Below are 18,171 nucleotides of genomic sequence, written 5' to 3' on the forward strand. Positions count from 1 at the left end.
GCGTTTACTTATATAAGTTTATAAAGTAAGCAGATGCGAAGATAATGTGAGTCAAAGCTCTTCTATTTTAGAGCAATTCTAAACGTAAAGAATAGCTTACACACATACAAAGGTCTATTCTAAAACGATTGAAGGAGCGTTCATTTATTTCTCGGAGGAAAAGAGATCGTATACTCGTTTCCATGGATACTTTGTAAAAGATACGAATTTGAAATGCGCCTCAAGAGAAAAAAGAGACGCAGGAAATTTATTTCTTCGGTTTAAAAAGAGACTTCGATTTGGAATGATTTTAAATTCGTATTAAAAGGAGACGTAATCAAATCGAATAGAAATACGGAAGTGTTCGACAAGAATGTCAAACCAAAGGCTTTTCGTTTCTCAAATCGCCTCGAAACGTCTTACCCATCACGTTCGGATAAAAGTCCTTCAGGCCTTGGATTACGAATTCGAACGGAAAGTCTTCGAAGACTCCCCTATGATTTACGTATTCCATAAACTTCTTCCCTTCTCCGTCGAACGAATGAAAGATCGTATCGTTTTTTCCGTCGAAGTCGAGAGGAGCGACTCCGAATCGTATGCAGAGTTCCTTGTCGAAAACGGGGGTGGCTTTGACCCAAACTCCGTCTATTAGAATTTCTGCATATCCGTGAAAAGCGAAAGTTGTCGTTCCAAGATGACGGATCAAACGTTCGCTCGCAAGATGATTGACCACATCCGAAAATCCGATCCTCGAAGGGAAACCGAGAGCCCTTGCACCGGACGCAAAAAGAATCGACTTCGGAATACAATAGTTCTGCTTACTGTCGGCGATCGTACTCGACTTATAGGATTCTTTCCGATCGTTCACTTGATACGGATTGTATCGAATCTGATCCCGAACCCCTAAATAAAATTCTGCAAGTTTTTCCAAGGGAGAATTTCCGGAGGAAGTGACGCGCTCTAAAAACTTCCGCACCGATTCGGAATCGTGATCGAGATAGTATGTGGATTTTAAAGTCGATTCCAGGGATTGCATGTTCGTACTCCGACTCGGATTTGCTTCTACTTACACTATTTTTTACGGGAACCTTCGCGTCCACTGCAATCGATCCTATAATTCGGAGAGTAAATTTGCGATTTTTCTTCCTGAAAATCGTGCGTATATTCTTGGAAATGCGAAATTATAAATTTTGATTTTTGCGACGCAAATCCGTTATAAGATTGGAAATCGCGAACGGTATTCTATCTGTTGTAAATCCGTTTTCAAAGGAGAATGTTATGAAAGAAAAACACAATCGACGAACGCTCGGAATTTTAATTCTTACGCTCGGAATTGCTTCGATTCTACCCGCCTGCCAAAACGAAAAAAGTTCGGATAAGGAGGATTCTCTTAAGAATCTGGCCTTTCTCATGGGATCTGCGGCTCCACTTAAAGAACTGAGCAATTCCGATTGCACCGATCCAGCTCCCGCATTCTCCACGTTAAACGCTGCGGGAACGTCGACTTGTTCCACTTGCCATAATTCGAGCAACGCGAACGCCGGTTTTGATATCACTTCGTACAGCGCGGTTCGAAATCGAGTGATCGTAAACGATCCTAGAAACAGCCTTCTGTTTCAAAAAATCAACACGGGCACGATGAGAATCTACAATAACGATTCGATCAACAAAGCCGTCTTCTGCTGGATTCTCAAAGGAGCCAATCCGTGATTTCGGCGCGTCTTCGTTCGGTTCGCACATTCGTTTTTTATTCTATTCTAATTTTCTGGTGCGGGTCCGCCTTCGCGGCGGATAAGAATTCCTGGATCGTTAAAGAGGCGAACATTCGGTTCTTGAGCGAAGCTCCTCAGGAAACGATCCAAGGAACCGCTTCCAAAGCAGAAGGAACGGCCAATTTGGATACGAAGAAGTTCTGGTTCCGGGTGAATCTGAACGACTTAAACGTTCCCAATCGACTGATGAACAAACATATGCACGAGAATTATCTGGAAACGGAAAAGTTCCCGCTCGCTACGTTTCAAGGAAACATCGTCAAGTGGGACAAAACCTCCAAAACGGTGATCGTGGACGGAGAATTTTCGATCCACGGAATCTCCAAAAAGAACGTTAAAGTCCAGGGAACCTTCGAGGAAAAAGAAAAAGAACTTGTGGTCAACGCAAACTTTGATCTGCTCCTGACAGACTTTAAAATCGAAATTCCTAAATTAGTAATTTTGAAACTGAATGAAAAAATAAGAATCGAAACATCCGTAACATGGCAAACCAAAGAATAAAACTTTTTCTTCTTCCTTTTCTGTTTTTAATCTCCTTCGGCCTTTCCGCGCAGGACCAAAGAAAGTCCGCCTTCCTCGGAAGCAGTTTGATTCACATGCCCAGCACCGAGGACGTGGGTAAAAACGGATTGGACTTCCGGTTCAATCACCGTTTCGGAAATGCGAAGTCCACTTCGTACGACTTTATCGGCTTGGACAACGGAGCCAATACGCAGCTTTCTCTCGACTACGGAGTGACCGACCGGATCACGATCGGAATGGCGAGGACTTCGTTTCAAAAAACGTACGAAGCGAGAGGGAAGGTTCGCCTTTTAACGCAAGACTCGAGCTTTCCGGTAACGGTCAGTTTTTTCGGAGTGTTCGGCCAGGAAACGGAGGAGCAGGAACGATTCTACGGTCCGTATCTCAAGGTTTCGACGGGGCTTACCACATTCGATTCCGAAGCGAATAAAAAGCTGAATACGTACGAACTGACGTATACGGATCGCCAAAGCACATTGGCTTCGTTTTTGATTTCGAAACGATTCGGAGACGTCTTCTCTCTTCAACTTTCTCCGATGTTTGTTCATAGAAACTTCGTAAAAGACCATATCTCGAACGATCGAACCGGCTTGGACGTTTCGTTTCGGATTCATCTCTTCAAACGTTTGGATTTTACGTTCGGAACGATTCTCACTCCGAAGCGGGATTATATCGGAGACTCGTATGTTACCGAAGACCGCAAAACGAAAATCGGAGGGGTGGAATATTCCGCTTCGGAGATCAACGATCTTATCGCGAGAGGTAGAACGATCGACGCGGTCATCAACAACATTCTTCTTTCCAAACCGGTGGAATACATGTCGGTTCCTTTGAGTTTCGGCGTGGACTTTGAAACGGGAGGCCACGTGTTTCAATTGTTCGTTACGAACAGCCGATCCATCGCTCATACGCAATTGCTCCGCGGCGCGGATTACGATTACAACAAGAAAGAATGGACCGTGGGTTTTAACATCCATCGGTATTTTTCCTTGGAGAGTTCAAAAGAAGATTAACATCTTTTTAACATTTGAAATCCTTTTTGATGTAAAATAACAATAGAAAGTAAAGACGAAACGATTTAACACAGAACAAATCGACAAGGTATTGAAGAAATTGGAGTCAGGGGTTCTATAGAGTTTTTCGGATACCGAAGGCTCAAAAATTCGGAAGATTTCCGACATCCATGCTTGGGGAGTGTAAACTTATTCAATTGTTGCTTAAAGATGATTTAGCGGATGAGTTATGACTTAAAATATTTCACTTTACGTTTAACACGGGCTTTTGGCGATAGAATCATTCCGAAAGCATTTGCATTCCTCAAGAATTCCGTAACACCAAACCGAGCAATTGTCGCCAATTATAAACAAACCGGATAAGTCAAAACAGATACACCGGAATCAAAAAAAAAAAATATTTTATTATCAATTTAAATTACATTAGAATATTACAAAAGGAAATAAAATGAATACAGAATGGACTCGAAATAATGAAAAGATTATCGAGCATTTCAGAGGGCTTTTGTTAGATACGCCATCCAGCTTGGATTTATTTCAGAGAATTTTTTCTAAAGTCGAAGGCATTGAGTATTTGGATGAAAATATTAAAGTAAATCTTGTTAATGACGTTTCAATTGAACTTACCGGACCGGCGGATAAAAAAGAGATTGGACGATGGCCTGAATCAGTTAAAAGAATAATTTCTGAACATGCAGCTATGTGCATCTGGAAAGGAGAAAATTTATTCGGCGGACAGATTGCGTTTGATAATAGAATTAACTCCAAAAATCTTGAGAGAACCGAATGGAAGGATGAAGACTATGATTTATATAGCATACAATCGCCTATAAGCGGCGGCGATGGAAGTTTCGTGTTTCACCCTGCTTTTAAAGATATGAATGGAGAGGTTCTTTGTCAAGTTATTGATGATAAGATTAATGGACCTTTAGCAATTGGACCAGGTGCAATATTTTTATGGATGATAGCAGGCCACATGGAAATAGATCGAGACATAGCGTTGCCATTGATATCAAAAGATAAATTGATAAGTATTACTCCAAAATCAACAAAGTCAGGAGTAATAAAACTAATTATGGAAAAATCCGGTTTATCAAAAGAACGAATAGATGATTTAATTAAAAAACTCGAAAATCTTTATGATTTGGAAAAGAGTTTCAAAAAAGCTAATGATAAAAATCAATTTATCAAATTAGAATTAAAATATATAGATGATATCGAAGCTTATAAGAATGCTTTACCGGAAAATCGACAATTAGATTTTATTATGATTCACGGGTATAACATAAGTTGTTATAAAGATGCATTAAATGAATTACTAAAGCGGTATAAACAACGCAAATAACTGCGACTTTCGGCATCGTGTGCAGCAACAGCATTAGCCTGACATCTCCTTTGAAAGAAATTGACTGATTTGTAATAACTAAAATAGGATCTTACACTTTAGAGCTCGTCCAAAAACCGAAAAATACATTGGCATAGCTCCGACAAAATCCTTACATTTAGGCTATTCGGATTTTCGAAGAAGCTTGTACCGATCGAAGAACTAAGGAGATCCCGCATTTTAAGTTTTGAATGAGATACCCCAAAATCAAGGACACGATCAGCGTTAAAAATCTCCTTAAGCCGAACTTACGTTATTTACGATTTTTAAACGATTTTTTAAAAAAATTTATAGCAAAAATTCTTCACCGTTATCCGCCTTTTGCCATGAGATATTTTTCCATGAATTCGGTGATGTCCTTGATGTTTCGATTGATCATCTTTCTGAGTTCGGGAGGAATGTTCTGCGATTTGATAACCCGATAGTAGTTCAGCGCGTTCTTGAGCATCTTCCTTCTCGCAAACTCCTGCGCTTTTACGAGCATCGGCTTATACTTGTAATAGGAGTATTCCATAATACTGTAATTCTTGGAAAGCTTGAAAGCGTGCGGAATCTTGTCGAAGTCGTAGGTCAAAGTCAAGAACGGAGCATCGTCCACTTCCGGAGGTTTTAATTCCAGAATCCCGTGGATCATTCTCGGTTCTTCTTCTTTGGAACCTCCGCCGGATTCTTCTCCGCCTCCTTCTTCCTCCTCCGTTTCCTCGTCGAACGGTTGCAAACCTCCTTCGAGGACCTCGATCTCGGGGGCTTCGTCCGCTTCCGGAGTCGTCGGAGTTGGAGCGAGATGCGGAATCTCCGGAGTCGCTTCGGCCGTCTTTTGATATTCAGGATCGGGCAGACCTATTTTAGGAAGTTCTAATGGTTTAAGGTCTTGTTCTTGCGCCGGAGAAGGAGCCGCTTCGAAGCGAACTTCCCCGGAAGGAGCTGGACTCGGAGCAGCCGGCGGAACTTCATCCGGAGGACGGACGGTTTTGTCCTGTGGATCGGGAAGTCGAATCGGTACGAGTTCGATCTTAGGAACGACGGGAGCCAAGAACGGAGGAAGGTCGTCCCGCATCGGCGGCATTTCCGACCAGTCGTATGCAGGCGGTTCAGGCGGAGAAGTTTCGGCTCGCTCTTGCCTTTTCTGTTCTTCCTTTTGTTTGAGATAGTCGTCTCGAAGTTTGAATAGATCCTCTTGTCGGCGGTCGTCTCCCTGCCTACGATCCTTTCGAGTCGGATCTTTACCGCGGCGATCACCACCGGACCGCCTGCTTTCTCCGGTTCGGCGATCGACTAAAGGAAGGTCTTTGAACTTCTCCCATTCTTCCGAGAAGAATGTGTCGTCGGGAAGATCCATCGCGTTCGGATCCAGATGTTCTTTGGAAGAAGGTGCAGACGGAACTCCGCCCCCGCCTCCGGAACTATAACTCAACGGCTCACTCTCTACGGATCGTTCGCCGCCTCCGCCGCTGGAAGCTGAAGGAGTTCCCACACCGGAACCGCCTCCTCCACCCGAGGAAAAGCCTTCGCCACCGTCAAATCGGCCTGGTCCACCTCCGGACCCACCGGCTCCCCCGGAACCTGAAGGGCTCGAACCAGGGGATCCTGAAGGAGTTCCCACGCCAGGACCTGCTCCGCTCCCGCCGCCACCTCCCCCCATAGGAAAAGTCGGATAAACGGCTCCACCACCGGCTAAGGATTCCGGACTTGGAGGAGGAATGCTCCCTGGAGGCAAGGCCGGACCGGGACTGAAGACATGATAAGAAATCGGCCCTGGAGGCAAACTACCGGGCAAAGTCGGAGGACCGGGCACCGCACCGGGATCCAAAGGAGAAAGCGGAAGTGAAATCGGATTGGAAAATCCTTTCGAAATCGTATCGCCTAACGACTCGCTGATGTCCTTGATGGCGCGGACCAAATCTCCCAACGGAATCGGAGGTCCGCCATCGTCTGGACGATAGACTTCCTCTTCGTCGCTCTCGAGATGATTCTGGATTTGATCGATATTCTCCTGAATCTTCCCTTGAATCTCTTCGTCGGGAACTCGAGTCTTGGTTCTTTTATAAATTTCTAATGCGCCGTTGTAGCTTTCCTTATCAACGAGAGCTTCCGCATTGATGAGAGGACGACGATGATTCGCAAATTTGGAATTGCTGCGAATGATATCGTCGACCTTGTTCTTAAGATCTAACTTAGGCTTTTTCCGAAGACCGGGAAAATCTTCTTTGTGTTTTTGCGCGTCTTCCTTTCCGGGTCTTGGTCCTCCTCCGGACGGAGCCTGCGCACCCGCACCGCCCGTGGACGGAAGACCGGCTCCCGATTGTTGTCCCGCGCCTCCCGGAGCGCCCGGTTGAGAAACGGGAATTTCTTTTCCGCGATCCCCGCGAACGTTAGTCCCACCGCCGCCCGGTCCCGCACCGCCTGCTCCTCCGGAAGCCGATTTTCCCGAAGCGGAATCGCCGTCTTTCGAGGCGGGTTTGTCTCTAAAGAGAGTGTAGGCTCCGGCCCCGGCGGATAAAAGACCTAACATGAATAAGAGGAGTGTTGTCATAGGGCGAAGCTACTGTTCTTAAAATCGACCAAACCGGATACCGATCTTGAACTCATTCGGACTTCTTTTTGTAATTGACGTCATGGATGTATAGTATAATTCTGACTTATGAAAGCTTCGGTTCGGGCAAACTTAAGTTTTGGATCCAGTCCAGACAATCCGGACGGACTTCAATTGAAAATCACCTTTGACGAAGATACTCAATCCGCATACGGTGACTTCACTTGTCCGGAAAAGTTTCAAGGTCAACCAGACGTAATTCATCCAGGAATTATATCTACGATCTTAGACGAAATCATGGTCAAAATCAACGAAGCCATGAATTTCAAAACAACCACGGGTGAACTGACGATTCGTTTTCTTCAGCCTGCCTTCGTCAACCAACCGCTCCATTTGCGCGGATGGTTTGTGAAGAAGAACAAGAAAGTGATCGAAAACAGAGCCGAGATCGAAAACGAGATCGGAAAAATCGTAGCTCGTGGAAAAGGCAAGTACATCGAAGTAGACGACTGATCTTTCTTCCGCAATCAAACCGCCGATGTGGTGAAACTGGTAGACGCAGTGGATTCAAAATCCACCGGGGGCAACTCTGTGTCGGTTCGAGTCCGACCATCGGCAAGATTAATAACCACGACAAGATTGGGACTCGAAGCGAGCTTTGGTAAAGCATTTCGAGGTCTCGTAAAGAGCGAAGAAATGCTTCCGAGGAGCAGGATGTTCCGAGGCCAAAGCGAGACGCCGTAGAGCTGAATTCATCATGGATGATGAATTGCGTAACGGCGAGTCCGACCATCGGCAAGATTAATAACCACGACAAGACTGGGACTCAAAGCGAGCATCCTTTGGGCGGCTCCTACTATTTCCCCAAAAACCGCAGACCTTTTCGAAACCCGGCAGGACCGAGCTCTTCCGCGACTTCGCTTTCGCTTCGGTCACTCCGTGACCGCGTTCTCTCACTCGCAATCGCTCGTTCGATTCCGCGCCGCTTCGATCTCTGCCGCGTTTGTTGGAACTCCCGCAACCTTGTCAAATCACATTCAAAAACCGGAATGCTTTTAGTAGCTTTTGTTCGTAAGAATTCTGGAAAAGACGGGATTTCGATCCTTACTCGCGATAAGCTGTAGAATACAACAGCTCAAAACCGCAAAGGCGAGAATAAACGAAACTCCCGCTTCTCCCTGAAAACCGAGTATGGAAATATGGGAACCGATGGCGCCGATCATGATTACCGTCGCGATCATCGCACCGAGCCAGCTCGTCTGAGGAATCAATAATAACAAAACGACACCAAGCTCGAAAAATCCGACCACATAACGCCCAAAAGGTTCGGCGTCCAATGCGGTAAACGTAGCGATGGAACGTTCCGCTCCGGAAAGTTTAAAGTAAAATGCCGGAGTCAAAATCGCAATCGCAATGATCCTTGTCGTCCAATCTAATATTTTTTTCATAGACCTACTCCACTTTTAGCGTTCCTATTCTAACAACTGGAGAATGTCATCGCAAGGACTTTTCCGAAAAAGCAACGATCATAAAACCGGAAACCGCACCGATTTATTTTTTTCTAATGAAGTCTAATTCGTCGATCGATCCGTCCAACCCGATTCGAATCTTCCGTTTCGCTTTAACGCATCTTCGAAAAAATCTCTTTCGACTTGATCGATCGCTTTTAAGATCAGCTTCATCTCTAAATCGGAAAGACCTTGAAAGAGTTCTTCCCCCTTTTGAAGAATAGCGAGACCCAATCGGATTCCGGCGACGTCTTCGGAAGTATATGTCTTCGGTTTGCTTTCCATCTTTGCGACAATCGCCTTCATCATCGAAACGATTTTAGCGAGAAGTTCGCGATTCGACAAGGTTTCGAAAAGTTTTACGACGTCCTCTCTGAACTGATCCGCTTCCTTTTTGGGAACGCGCGCAATGATTCTTTCGAATACGATTTCGTTCTCAGGATCGTTTCCGGCTCTCAATTCTGCCTTAGTGAATTCGAACATAAGCGCTTCGAAATGTCTCGCAGTAAGATACGAATGAAGCGCAGCAAATCCGGTTTTAAACGCCGCCCCGATATGCCTTCCGAAACTGAGAGCCGCGGCTCCTAAGGAGCCGATCAAACCGAAAACCTTGGAAGGACTGTGAACGAAACCCGAAAGTGAATCAAAAGCGCCGTCCAAAAGAACGCGCCCTTCGTATTCTGGATAAAGGAGTTCCAAAAAATATTTCAAAAGAGTATCGACGACCGAACGGGGAATCGCGCGCAATTCCGGATAACGTTCCAAGTTGGCTGCGGAATATCTTCGGATCAAAGAAGAACGATACGCGCTGATGAGAATCGGAAAATCCGGGTCCCGGAGAAAATTTTTCATCTTACGAAAGGATGAAATTCTCCATTGGGGAGTAAATCAGAAAAAAAGTACAACGATCTTGAACCGCAATCGTCGCACTTAGACTTTGAAGTTCGCTAAGAATTGCAGAGCCGCCTCGGCGGGCATCGGCTTGCTATAAAAATAACCTTGTCCTTTATCGCAGCCTTCCTTCTTCATCAACTCGCCGACTTCCGCGGTTTCGATTCCTTCGGCAACGACAGTCATTCCGAGTTTGTGACCGAGATCGATCGCAGCCTGACAGATAAAGAGCGCTTCCTTATCATACGGAGCCACGCTCACGAAGGATCGATCGATCTTGAGTTCCGTAAACGGATAACGATGGATCTGTTTCAAGGAAGAATAACCGATTCCGAAGTCGTCGACGGAAAGGCCGATCCCGCGGATCCGAATCCGAGTAAGAATATCGAGAGTCGACGTGATGTTTTCCAATAACTGCGTTTCCGTCACTTCCACGATGAGCTGATTGTTTTTTAAGCCGAACCCCTCGATCATCTTGGAAATCGTTTCGGGAAGAATGAGTTTGTTCATGCTTACCGGAGAAACGTTAACCGCAACCGCGATACCGGGGAATTGTTTGTTCCAAATCGAACACTGACCGAGCGCTTGTAAGATCAACTTCTCCGTCATTGCATCCATCAAACTCGGATACGATTCCAAAGTGGGAATGAATGAATCGGGAAAAACAAGCCCTCGCACCGGATGAGACCAACGCACCAAGGATTCGAAACCGGAAACGGTTCCCGTTTTAAAATTAATCTTAGGCTGATAAAAAAGACGAAACTGATCTTCTCGAATTCCTTGTTCGATCTCTTCTGCTGTGATCGCCGAAGCCGGTTCCGCCGCGGGTCGTTTGCCGACTGCGGAAGAATTGACAGAATCGTTCTTGTTATCGGAAATCAATCCCGTTAGAACTCTTTGATATTCTTGAATTCGAATGGGTTTTTCCAAAACGCCGGAAATTTTCAATCCGTATTGAATCGCGAGAGATTCCGCACTTTGTAACACGCGTCGATCCGCGCCGCTGATGAGAATCACCGAAACGGATAATTTTTTTCCGGATAACATCCGTAAAACGTCCACCCCGTCCACGCCTGGGATCATCAGATCTAAAATAATATATTGCGTATGATCGCCCAGCTTTTCAAAGAATACCCCGGCTTCGTGCGTAATCGTAACTTCAAAGCCGCATTGTTTGGCTAGATCTCCGAGGATGCCGGCGATCTCTTCCTCGTCGTCTAGAATCAGTAAATTGGGTGGAGGGGGCTGATTCATGAATGGCTAATTTACAATCGACCGAAATGATTCACAAGAGATTTTCGGGAAATCGGCCAAAGGATTTGAGAAGAATTTTCAGCTCCGTTTTCCGGAACGGATGCGGAAACGAAAAACGTTTTCAACATAGAATTCGACTTCTCAGCATTTCTGCAAATTTCCTTCCACTGCGGGAAGGATTCTCCCCAACATTCCGAGAATAAAACGGCCTTTCCTTTCACTTTTGAAAGTTCGGATTGAAAGGATGTCAATTCTTGAAATCGACGAACCTGAAATCCTAAAGTCCGAAAGACATAAGACGTTCTCTTCGACGTTTCTCCCTCCCCCGTAAAATAAAAGATTTCGGCTCCTTCGCCGAAGGCGACTTTTCCCGGGAAATGCGCGTTCGGTTGCCGTTCTTCCAAGGGAAAGTAGGCGTAAAAGTCGAAACCAAAACCGGGATGTGATTCGAAAGCGATTTTGCCGCCGCTTCGTTTAACAAATCCGAAGACCATGGAAAGCCCGAGCCCGGAACTTTTTCCTTTCGGTTTCGTAGTGATAAACGGTTCGAAAATTTTATCCGCGAAGTTCGCGTCCACTCCCCGTCCGTTATCCGCGATCCGGAGCAAAAAATAATTTCCGATTTCTAAACCGAATTCCTTCGATTCCTTGGAAGAAGTCACGGCGACCGTATCCGTTTCGATCAGAACGATTCCTCCCGATTCTTCCACGGCTTCCTTTGCGTTTTGAAGCAAATGCATGAGACAATTTGCAAATTCGCTTCGATCGATTTTGCACTTGGCTCCTTGCCCTCCCGGTTCGAAAACCACCCGAACGTTTTCCGGAAACGGTTCGACGGGTTTTTCCAAATATTCCGCGATCCATCGATCCGGTTCTACGGATTCGGGATTGAGGGATTGTTTTCGGGAGAAGTTTAGAAGTTTCTTATTTACTTCCGCGCCGCGCATCACCGCTCCTTGCGCGGAACTGATTCGACTGAGAACGTTCGGCTGCTCCCTGCATTGCATTTCCAAAAGGTCCAAATTCGCAATGATGATGTTTAGAATATTATTAAAATCGTGAGCGATCCCGCCCGCAAATCGGGCGATCGTTTCCATTCTTAGGAGAAGCGGGTCCGTAACTCCATTCTCTTTTTTGAATGTTTTTTCGTTTCTATTTTGCAACAGCGCGAAAAAGACTTTGGCGAGAGTAAACGTCGAAAGAGTCTTTTTATCCAAATATCCTTGAAATCCCGCTTCTTCCGCTAACGATGCGATTTCCGAATCAGGCAAACCGGAAATCAAAACGGCGGGTGCAAATCCGGACGCAGAACGGATTTCTTTTAATAATTCAGGACCGGTCTTCTGCCCTAAAAAATGATCGATCACGTAGATTTCGTAAGCATCGGAATTTGATCGGATACTCGCAAGAGCCGCATCCGCATCCTGAAAACGAGTCACTTTGTATTTTGGATACGGAATATCGCCGAGATATTCCTTAAAAAGAATAAAATCTTCCTCGTCGTCTTCGACTAACAGCACTTCGACGACATCGAACGAATCGTCAGGAAACAACGGGAAGCTCCACGATTTCGAGCCAATATTGTCCGAGAGTCCGGATCGTTTCCATAAAGGCTCCGAACTCGACCGGTTTACGGATAAAGGAATTCGCTCCGAGATCGTAAGTCTGCAGCATATCTTCTTCTTCCCGGGAAGTCGTCAAAACGATAACCGGTATCTTTTTGAATTCGGGAATGGTCTTGATCGTTTTCAGAACCTCTCTTCCGTCCATCTTGGGCATATTCAGATCCAGAAGAATGATTCCGGGACGAGGGTATTTTACAATATCCGAATATTCTCCTTTGTTTTGAAGAAATTCGAACAGTTCCTCGCCGTCCTTTACGAAATGAAGCGGATTGATTAGGTTATTCTCCCGAAATCCGTCGCGCATCAAAAGACGATCGTCCGGATCGTCCTCCGCGACGAGTATATGAATGGAATTTTGATTTTTGATTTCAGGCCTCATCGTTTTTTAAACGCCGGAAAGCGTTCCCGGCAGATCCACATAAAACGTGGAGCCTTTGCCCAAGGCGCTTTCCGCGTAGATTCTTCCTCCGTGAAGTTCCACGATCTTCTTGCAAACCGCAAGACCGATTCCGTTTCCTTCAAAGTCTTCTCGACTGTGCAATCTTTGAAAGAGTGTAAATATCTTATCACCGTGCTTTTTGTCAAAGCCGATTCCGTTGTCGAAAAACGTAATTTGAATCCAATCCGGCTCGGTAGGATGCGGAGTGCACTGGATGATGACTTCCGGCGTTTCGCTTTTGTTGAACTTCAGACCGTTCTTGATCAGATTCTGAAACACCATTCCGATCTGAGAAGGATCGCACCAGGTAAAACCGAGTTTGGAATCCACAACCTTCGCGTTTCTTTCCTTACTATAAATTTCCAAATCACTGATCGCATCCTTGAGAATCTTCGTAAGATCCGCCAACTGAAACGGCTTAGCACGGCTCTTGATGCGGGAATACGACAAAAGACCTTCGATCAAGTTGGACAAACGATGTGCGGAAGATGACATTCTTTGAATATAGTCGACGGACTCCGAATCGAGATTGGAAACCTTCCGGAGAAGCCGATCACCGAACGCCATAATCTTGCGCAGAGGTTCTTGAAGATCGTGGGATGCGATAAAAGCGAAGTCTTCGAGATCCGCATTGGAACGCTGCAGCTCCTTTGTCATATTCTCGAGTTTTATCTGAGTCTTTTGCATTTCGGTGATGTCTTTTCCCGTCGTGTATATCAATCCGTTTTCGGCGGAAAAGGTGGTCTTCCAGATGATACTTTTAATCGCGCCGCTTTTGGAGACGTATTTGAAAGTATCCGTGACGTTCTGTTTGTTCGCGCGAAAACTTTCGCGTAGTTTTTTCATACGTTCCCGATCTTCGGCGACGACTATATCCAATAGATCGATCGTTTCCAATTCCTTTTGAGTGTAGCCCAACACTTCTTCCCAAGCGGAATTTCGCTCGATGATCTTTCCGTCCAATCTCGTGATCTGGAACATATCCCCCGATAGTTTAAAAAATTGATCTTTTTCCTCTTCCGCTTCCTTGTTCCCGAAAAGAACCTCGATCTGATCGGCAATAAACTCAAACATTTGTATATAAGAACTTTCTAAATTGAGTTCCATCGAAGTGCAGAATTCCAGGATATAACTTTCATGTCCCGTCCGCAGAGGAATGCCGATCCAGGATCGTATGCCCGATTGAATCGCCTGCCGCGTTCTTTTGAAATCCTTTTCCTTTTGAATGTCTTTGATAAAACGGATTTTCCCCGTCGAAAAAACCTTTCCGATCATTCCTTCCCCGGAGGAGAAACTCGTTTCGAACGAAGACATTCTATAACGCAGATAAATCGCCTCGGAGGAATACCAGGCGGAATTCTCCTCCAATAAAATCTCGTCGTTGTTGTATCTCCAAGCCTGCGCAAAATCCCAAGGGGTCGCCTTGCAGATTTCCTCAAAAAGAATTTCGAACGATTCCTTCACTCCGGAAGCCTTGGGGATTCGCAAAGAAATCGCCTTCAGGATTTCCTGTTCGGAATCCCTTCTTCTTTTTTCCGTGATGTCCTGAAAGAAAACGGAAACTCCTTCCTCGAATGGAAACACTCGAAACTCGACCACGTTGCCGCTTTCCTCGATCCGGTATTCGAACGTAAGCGGTTTTCGCGTCTGTACCGCCAGTTCGTATTTGTCCCGGAAAAACTGCGCGGAAGGCTGGAAATAAATATCCCAGATATTTCTACCGATCAATTCTTCTTTCGATTTTCCTAATATACCGATCGCTTGTTTGTTTACGCTGATAAATTTCCAGTCCTTTGAAAGCGCGAAATAACGATCGGACATACTTTCGATGATCGATTCTTTTTCGGAACGATTCTGCTTGAGCGCGTTCGATGTTTCGATCGTTTCGGACACGTTCGTTAAAGTGGCAAGAACCGCAACCGAATCGCCGAACGGAATCCGATTCGCATTGATCTTCATGTATAAGATCTTTTTATCCTTTCTCCAATGTCTCCAAATGCCTCTGGATTGAATACCGGCTTCCTTTGCGAAATTTTTGATCACCGTTTCCATATCGACCCGATCCTCGGGCGGACGGATTTCCAAAAGATTCATCGAATAGAATTCTTTTCTGGAAAATCCGTACAGATGAATCGCCGCGTCGTTCACCGCGAGAAATCGAAGCGTCGACGGATCGAAGAGAAACGCGGGTTCGGGCAATCGGTAAAAGATGGAATCGTTCAACGAATTTTCCGGAACCAAATCGTAATCCCCTTCTTCCGAAAGAATCTCAAAGGTGTAAAGGCGATACGTTAGTCCGCCTTCGCGGAGCAGATCCTTCCAATCGAAACGCAGGATCCGGTTCTCCGCAAAAAGAGTATCAAAATATTCATAATCTTGAATATGTTTCAGCAGAATTTTTTCCGTAAAGTCGGCGTAGTTTCGAATCTTACCGTGAAGATGCAGCAAAAAAGACGAAAAAGAATCCGGCTCGCGGGCAAAACCGCGGAATCCCCAAAAACGCTTACATCCTTCGGAAAAAAGGATTTTTCCGGAAGGACGCTCCTCCAAAAGAGAGATCTTGTCTTGAAAGGAAGGAATTTCTAAAGCGAATTCCTCCAAGGATTGAATTTTGGAAGGTTGCATCGTGGTCGCCGAAGAAGGACAATTCTAACTTCAACGCAAAAAGGATTTCAATTAAAAAATGAGAATTTACGAATTTAGTTTTTTCTTAATTTCGTTTTTCCAGATGTGAACTTTCTTTCTTCCGGCCTCGTATCCGATTTCGTACAGTTTTTGAAACTGATCCCAGTCGAACGTCGAATAACCGCCCACCGGAAGTTCTATGTATAAGTCCGAGTTTTCGCGGGTTCTGTTCAACGTATTCTTACTCGAAAGCATCAACGAACGCATCATGATTTCCGCAAAACCCGTATACTTCGTTTTTAAACTTTGTCTTTTTAAATGATGAAACAATAAATTCAAAAAAGAGGGAGCTTCTCCCAAATACTGAGGGCCGAGCAAGTTATGATACATTAAATCCTTATCCGCTTGTCCCCCTCTCCCCAAATCCACGGAAATCAAAATTCCAGCCCCTCTTTCTTTTAAGATCGAACCGGGAAGATTATCAAGCAAACCTCCGTCCACATACAATTCTCCGCTTTCCGAAAAGGGAGGAAAGATTCCGGGGATCGACGTGCTGGATCGAACCGCCTTCCACAACAAACCTCTGTCGAAAACCTTTCGTTCCGCTTTCGTAAGATTGCAAGCGACCGCATAAAAAGGAATCAAAAGCGTTTCGATGTTTCTATCCTTAAAGAATTCGTGAATCGCATTCGAATATCGTTTTCCACGTACGAGAGAAACGAAGGGAAACGTAAAGTCTCCGAGTATGTTCCGATCCAACCAAAAGTTTCGGATTAACGGAAGAATATCGGACGAACTGAGTCCCATCGCGAACAAGCCTCCCATGATCGCGCCCGCGCTCGTTCCTGAAATCATATCGACCGGTATATCGTTCTCTTCGAAACACTTCAACAAACCGAGATGCGAAAAACCTTTGGCCCCTCCTCCCGATAATGCGACACCGATGCTTTTACCGGTCAATCTGCGGGAAAGTCTTCCGAAGTCCGCGTCCACGTCTCTTCGAATGATCGAATGCGAGATCGACGGAAAATCCGTTAGGATCGCTTCGATTTTTTTCCAATTCGTAAAGCCGGAATCGATCAAAAAAACGAGTTCTTTTTGAATTTCTCCGGGCAACATGGAATTCGCCGTTTCGTATTCCAATTCAAGAGGAGAGTTCGGATCGATCAGAATTAAGATACGATCCGACTGACGAAAACAAGTTTCCCTCCAACCCGGATTCCGCGAGTCCGTCCTAAATATAAGCTTATCATAATATTTCTCCAGACGATAAAACCAATCCACCAAGTCGCCGATACGATAGGTTTTCGATCCGTTGCGGCCTCGGGCGGGAACTTTGGCTCCGAACTCCTTTCGAAACGCATTCGAATCCACTAATATCGTTTTTCCGAACGTCTTCAGGCCGTTCTGAAGGGACGCATAAAACCGTTCGGGAATCACCGAGGCGTTCAGCGGAAAAATGGAAACGGTTCGAACCGAATTCGCACGGCGATAGCCTTGGTTTCTTTCGGTTCCGAGTCGATGCGCGATCGTTCCTGTGATTTGAAAAAGAGCTTCGGGAGAATGAGCGAAACTCTTCCGAAAATCCTCCCTTGAAATCCGAACGACTTGGCTGGTTCGGAGCGCGACGACCGTCGCGGAACGTTTGTCCCCGCTCAACAGCGACATCTCTCCGATAATATCACCTTTTCCTAATTCGCCTTCGGCGAGAATTTCTTTGCTTTTGGAACGGACCGTCCAAGACAATCGGCCGGAAACAAGAATGTACATCGAGTCGCCGACGTCTCCTTGTTTGAGAAGAATTTCCCCGCCCGGAATCACGAGCCATTCCATTCTCGATTCGAGTTTGGAAAGAGTGGACTTATCGAGATGAAACAAAAGTTCGACCGAGGAAAGGAAAGCCATCAGCTCCTTTTTGGAGGGTCTGAGCTTGGAAACGTGAAAGAGATGATTCTCTCGATTGAGATCCGCGATCCATTTTCTCCAAGAACGAATTTTGGAAACGATTTTGGTTAGATCACGGAGCGGTATATAAAGAATCTCTGATGTTCCGGAATGAAGGATTTTATCCGGTCGATGCAGAAAATAATCTCCCGGAAACAATTCTCGGAGAATCAGATCCTTTTCTTCTCCGTTTAAAAGCGTTTCTTCGAGTTTTCCCGAAAGAACAAGACAAAGCGAACCGGGTTCCGTTTTTGGAACGGAGGAATTCGGATTCCATTCCGCGAACTTGAGTCGGCTCGCGACGAACTCCTCTTCGGCGGCGCCGTTCCATCCGGGAAACGCGGAAGATGTTTTGGAGCGGAACCCGCGCAGTTGTTTGAGAAGTTTTCGATCGGAACCTGGAGGATTCATATTCTAGTTAGTCGTTCATTTTTGGTTATTCCCAGCGTTCCGGCAATTACTATATCCGCGTTGTCGAGTCGAAATCGAATCTTTTTTCATTGATAAAAATCGTTCCCGTTCGAACGGCACTCGAAACCGATTCCAAAATCGACGTCGCTTTCCGATCGGCAATTTGGTCTTTTAAACTTTACCGGTTGACCTCGGAGAAAATCGACTTCATAAAGGAGAGGGAATCGAATTCGAGCGAAGGTATATTCTATAACTATAATACGCTTTACGA

The 18,171-nt window shown here is 45.4% G+C and carries 14 protein-coding genes, 1 tRNA gene and 1 pseudogene; 6 read left to right on the plus strand and 10 right to left on the minus strand.

What is annotated here, in order from left to right; translation table 11 throughout:
* Positions 1-355: 355 nt before the first annotated feature.
* Entirely contained in the window at positions 356-1,015 is a 660-nt protein-coding gene (locus LFX25_RS12925) for a transglutaminase-like domain-containing protein (protein ID WP_238730606.1), read from the minus strand.
* A 242-nt stretch (positions 1,016-1,257) separates the two neighbouring features.
* On the opposite strand from LFX25_RS12925, the gene LFX25_RS12930 reads away from it, so the two are divergent.
* From LFX25_RS12930 to LFX25_RS12945, 4 genes are all read left to right on the plus strand, one after another.
* A complete protein-coding gene (locus tag LFX25_RS12930) occupies positions 1,258-1,689 on the plus strand; it encodes an LIC11213 family lipoprotein (RefSeq protein ID WP_238730607.1) in 432 nt (143 codons plus the stop codon).
* Positions 1,690-1,733: 44 nt separating this feature from the next.
* The gene (locus LFX25_RS12935; RefSeq protein ID WP_238731597.1) at positions 1,734-2,252 is read left to right on the plus strand and encodes a YceI family protein; all 519 of its coding nucleotides are present in this window, start codon (positions 1,734-1,736) and stop codon (positions 2,250-2,252) included.
* Complete coding sequence (locus LFX25_RS12940) at positions 2,234-3,286, plus strand: DUF5777 family beta-barrel protein (protein ID WP_238730608.1); 1,053 nt, start codon at positions 2,234-2,236, stop codon at positions 3,284-3,286. Before LFX25_RS12935 ends, LFX25_RS12940 begins: the two co-directional genes overlap by 19 nt.
* A gap of 448 nt (positions 3,287-3,734) precedes the next feature.
* Positions 3,735-4,631 carry a hypothetical protein gene (locus LFX25_RS12945; protein WP_238730609.1) on the plus strand — a complete coding sequence of 299 codons (897 nt, stop codon included), beginning with the start codon at positions 3,735-3,737 and terminating at the stop codon, positions 4,629-4,631.
* A 349-nt stretch (positions 4,632-4,980) separates the two neighbouring features.
* Here the strand turns inward: LFX25_RS12945 and LFX25_RS12950 are convergent, their stop codons facing one another.
* Positions 4,981-7,182 (minus strand): hypothetical protein, encoded by a 2,202-nt coding sequence (locus LFX25_RS12950; protein ID WP_238731598.1) that lies wholly within the window; start codon positions 7,180-7,182, stop codon positions 4,981-4,983.
* A 129-nt stretch (positions 7,183-7,311) separates the two neighbouring features.
* On the opposite strand from LFX25_RS12950, the gene LFX25_RS12955 reads away from it, so the two are divergent.
* Both LFX25_RS12955 and LFX25_RS12960 read left to right on the plus strand, forming a co-directional pair.
* Positions 7,312-7,716 (plus strand): PaaI family thioesterase, encoded by a 405-nt coding sequence (locus LFX25_RS12955; protein ID WP_000648186.1) that lies wholly within the window; start codon positions 7,312-7,314, stop codon positions 7,714-7,716.
* 21 nt (positions 7,717-7,737) lie between these two features.
* A tRNA-Leu gene (locus LFX25_RS12960) sits at positions 7,738-7,821 on the plus strand.
* A gap of 437 nt (positions 7,822-8,258) precedes the next feature.
* Here the strand turns inward: LFX25_RS12960 and LFX25_RS12965 are convergent.
* The 8 genes and pseudogenes from LFX25_RS12965 to LFX25_RS12995 all read right to left on the minus strand — a co-directional run bounded on the left by LFX25_RS12965 (position 8,259) and on the right by LFX25_RS12995 (position 17,900).
* A complete protein-coding gene (locus tag LFX25_RS12965; protein ID WP_238730610.1) occupies positions 8,259-8,651 on the minus strand; it encodes a DoxX-like family protein in 393 nt (130 codons plus the stop codon).
* A 123-nt stretch (positions 8,652-8,774) separates the two neighbouring features.
* Entirely contained in the window at positions 8,775-9,563 is a 789-nt protein-coding gene (locus LFX25_RS12970; protein WP_238730611.1) for a hypothetical protein, read from the minus strand.
* 78 nt (positions 9,564-9,641) lie between these two features.
* Positions 9,642-10,856, minus strand: coding sequence for an EAL domain-containing response regulator (locus LFX25_RS12975; protein ID WP_238730612.1), 1,215 nt, complete (start codon positions 10,854-10,856; stop codon positions 9,642-9,644).
* Between the two features lie 11 nt (positions 10,857-10,867).
* Complete coding sequence (locus LFX25_RS12980; RefSeq protein ID WP_238730613.1) at positions 10,868-12,409, minus strand: hybrid sensor histidine kinase/response regulator; 1,542 nt, start codon at positions 12,407-12,409, stop codon at positions 10,868-10,870.
* The gene (locus tag LFX25_RS12985) at positions 12,399-12,860 is read right to left on the minus strand and encodes a response regulator (protein WP_238730614.1); all 462 of its coding nucleotides are present in this window, start codon (positions 12,858-12,860) and stop codon (positions 12,399-12,401) included. Before LFX25_RS12985 ends, LFX25_RS12980 begins: the two co-directional genes overlap by 11 nt.
* 6 nt (positions 12,861-12,866) lie before the next feature.
* A complete protein-coding gene (locus tag LFX25_RS20970; RefSeq protein ID WP_406600531.1) occupies positions 12,867-14,027 on the minus strand; it encodes a sensor histidine kinase in 1,161 nt (386 codons plus the stop codon).
* A pseudogene (locus LFX25_RS20975) lies at positions 14,022-15,545 on the minus strand (PAS domain S-box protein); the annotation flags it as partial. The pseudogene LFX25_RS20975 and the gene LFX25_RS20970, both read right to left, overlap by 6 nt.
* A 66-nt stretch (positions 15,546-15,611) precedes the next feature.
* Positions 15,612-17,900, minus strand: a complete 2,289-nt coding sequence (locus LFX25_RS12995) for a patatin-like phospholipase family protein (protein WP_238730616.1) — start codon at positions 17,898-17,900, stop codon at positions 15,612-15,614.
* Between the last annotated feature and the right edge of the window lie 271 nt (positions 17,901-18,171).

It is taken from the genome of Leptospira sanjuanensis, assembly GCF_022267325.1.
GTDB lineage: Bacteria > Spirochaetota > Leptospiria > Leptospirales > Leptospiraceae > Leptospira > Leptospira sanjuanensis.

Coding starts and splice junctions, on each gene's coding strand:
- LFX25_RS12970 (WP_238730611.1), bottom strand. CDS start 9,563: ATGAAAAATTTTCTCCGGGACCCGGATTTTCCGATTCTCATCAGCGCG.
- LFX25_RS12955 (WP_000648186.1), top strand. CDS start 7,312: ATGAAAGCTTCGGTTCGGGCAAACTTAAGTTTTGGATCCAGTCCAGAC.
- LFX25_RS12975 (WP_238730612.1), bottom strand. CDS start 10,856: ATGAATCAGCCCCCTCCACCCAATTTACTGATTCTAGACGACGAGGAA.
- LFX25_RS12965 (WP_238730610.1), bottom strand. CDS start 8,651: ATGAAAAAAATATTAGATTGGACGACAAGGATCATTGCGATTGCGATT.
- LFX25_RS12930 (WP_238730607.1), top strand. CDS start 1,258: ATGAAAGAAAAACACAATCGACGAACGCTCGGAATTTTAATTCTTACG.
- LFX25_RS20970 (WP_406600531.1), bottom strand. CDS start 14,027: ATGGAACTCAATTTAGAAAGTTCTTATATACAAATGTTTGAGTTTATT.
- LFX25_RS12950 (WP_238731598.1), bottom strand. CDS start 7,182: ATGTTAGGTCTTTTATCCGCCGGGGCCGGAGCCTACACTCTCTTTAGA.
- LFX25_RS12945 (WP_238730609.1), top strand. CDS start 3,735: ATGAATACAGAATGGACTCGAAATAATGAAAAGATTATCGAGCATTTC.
- LFX25_RS12995 (WP_238730616.1), bottom strand. CDS start 17,900: ATGAATCCTCCAGGTTCCGATCGAAAACTTCTCAAACAACTGCGCGGG.
- LFX25_RS12925 (WP_238730606.1), bottom strand. CDS start 1,015: ATGCAATCCCTGGAATCGACTTTAAAATCCACATACTATCTCGATCAC.
- LFX25_RS12940 (WP_238730608.1), top strand. CDS start 2,234: ATGGCAAACCAAAGAATAAAACTTTTTCTTCTTCCTTTTCTGTTTTTA.
- LFX25_RS12985 (WP_238730614.1), bottom strand. CDS start 12,860: ATGAGGCCTGAAATCAAAAATCAAAATTCCATTCATATACTCGTCGCG.